This window comes from Methanobrevibacter gottschalkii DSM 11977, from assembly GCF_003814835.1.
Classification (GTDB): domain Archaea; phylum Methanobacteriota; class Methanobacteria; order Methanobacteriales; family Methanobacteriaceae; genus Methanocatella; species Methanocatella gottschalkii.
Window position 1 is genome coordinate 1 of sequence record NZ_RKRG01000006.1, and the last position, 2,607, is coordinate 2,607.

Genomic DNA, 2,607 nt, shown 5'->3' on the forward strand with positions numbered 1-2,607 from the left:
AAAAAAATATCGAGGTTAGAAACACAGTCATAAGATAGTGGTGTCTCAAAAAACGAATCATACAGACCTGGCGACCTGTAATCGAATTCTCCCACTTACACTGCAAACCTATAACCAAGCCTCAACGACAGACTGCAGTAAAACTCTACGGGGTCTTCACTTCCCAATGGAAGACTCTGGCTTGTGCACCAGAAAAGCAGGTTCACTAAGTTCTAGCTAGGGACAGTGGGGACCTCGTTCTACCATTCATGCAGGTCGGTACTTATCCGACAAGGCATTTCGCTACCTTAAGAGGGTTATAGTTACCCCCGCCGTTTACTGGCGCTTCACTGAACTGAACTCCAGCTTCACGTGCCAGCACTGGGCAGGTGTCGCCCTCTGTACACACCCTTACGGGCTAGCAGAGAGCTATGTTTTTATTAAACAGTCGGGCCCCCCTAGTCACTGAGACCAGCTATTCACATAGCTGGCACCCCTTATCCCAAAGTTACGGGGCTATTTTGCCGATTTCCCTTAGCTAGTTTACCTTAAAACGCCTTAGCCTACTCAGCTAGGGGCACCTGTGACGGATCTCGGTACGAAACAGTAAAAAAATATAAATAAATTCCCTTTTCAAGGACTCCATGAATCAGTTAAATCATCCACAAAAACAGACAACTCATCAAGCCTACACCTGGTTCTCGCTATTACACCTCTCCCCAGGCTTAAACCCTTAAATAGGACGACAATCCTACAAAACATATCTCAAAGCGTCAGGAACTCACCCAAACGTCACCGCATAATTTTCTTACCATGTACAGGAATATTAACCTGTTTCCCTTTCGATACTGCTCAACTTATGACAGACCTTAGGATCGACTAAACCTTGGCTGACGAACATTGCCAAGGAACCCTAGCCCCTCCGGCGGTGAGGATTCTCACCTCACTTTGCTGCTACTACTACCAGGATCCACATACCTGCAAGGTCCAAAGGAACTCACGCCCCCTCTTCAACCCACACAGGTCGCCACTCTACACAATCACCACTAGCGGGTGTTCTATGGTATCGGCAACTGGATTAATTCCCGTCCATTTTAGGTGCCTCTGACCTCGATGGGTGATCTGTTACGAACTCGTTAAAGGGTGGCTGCTTCTAAGCCCACCTTCCCATTGTCTTGGGCCAAAGACTCCCTTACACTTATCCAGTATTTAGGGGCCTTAACCATAGTCTGAGTTGTTTCTCTTTCGGGACACAAGCTTACCCCGCGCCCCTCACTCCAACCTTCTACGACGGTGACGAGTTCGGAGTTTTACAGTACGCCGAGAAGTTTCCCTCCCTAAACGTCCAATTAGTGCTCTACCCCGCCACCAAATCTCCAGTCAGGCTGACCTTAGAGTCATTTCGAGTGGAACCAGCTGTCACCGGCCTTGATTGGCCTTTCACCACTATTCCCAAGTCATAAGAGTGTTTTGCAGAACAACAACCCTGCGAACCTCCATCGCTCGTAAGAGCGACTTCATCCTGCCCAGGAATAGATCGACCGGCTTCGGGTTTCAATGCTGTGATTCCAGGCCCTATTAAGACCTTGCCCCTCACAAAAAAAATGCTGCGAACATATTGGTTTCCCTACGACTACAAAAATAAACCTTTTAGCCTCACCACAACAAAGAACTCCCTGGCCCGTGTTTCAAGACGGACGATGCAACACTAGTCCATACTTCCCCGTACTACAACGTTACCATTGATTCCTTCAGAAGAATTCATTCCTTACGCGCCACATCTGGCCATCACTATCTGGTTTCAGGTACTATTTCACCCCCCCATAGGGGTACTTTTCAGCTTTCCCTCACGGTACTTCTACTCTATCGGTCTTGAGACGTATTTAGAATTAGGAGTTGATGCCTCCCACATTCAAACCCGATATCCAACGGATCCTACTCGAGAACAAAATACAAAAAAACTTTTAACAGAATATATCTACGGGACTATCACCCTCTACGGTTCTAAAATTCCAAAATAGAATTCAATTTAACTGAAAAAGCTTAAAAAGTAAAAAGTCTACACACCACATCTCCACGCAAATCACTAAGCGGGATTCAGTTTGTTCTACAATCGCTTTCGCTCGCCGTTACTAACGATATCGCATAATTGCTTTCTTTTCCTCCACCTACTAAGATGTTTCAATTCAGTGGGTTCCCAATCCTACACGGATCAATATACAAAGTATATTAGGAAGTCCCATTAGGCAATCTTGGGTTCAAAGGATGTATGCTCCTCGCCCAAGCTTATCGCAGCTTACCACGACCTTCATAGGCAACTCAAGCCAAGCCATCCCCCAGATAGCACAAGTAGCAAAATTTTAAACAACAATATTTAAATATTTAGCAAACTATACAATTTAAAAAAATCTAATACACAAGAAAAAAGTCTACATATTTTTTTTAACCATTAAGAAGAATAAAAACCATACTTTTACTAAATTTAGGAATAGTCTCTCATTCTAACAATGCTTAAAAAAAGACTTAAATCAATAAATAAGATTTGATTCTTTTTTCAAATAATTAACACATAATCTAACACAATCTGGTTAGTTAGTGCCAGTTAAGGGTTACTTATGCACGGAAAAA

The 2,607-nt window shown here is 44.0% G+C and carries 1 rRNA gene; it reads right to left on the bottom strand.

Annotated elements, in window-relative coordinates:
• Window positions 1-2,340, bottom strand: a 23S ribosomal RNA gene (locus EDC42_RS09370); the annotation flags it as partial.
• Between the last annotated feature and the right edge of the window lie 267 nt (window positions 2,341-2,607).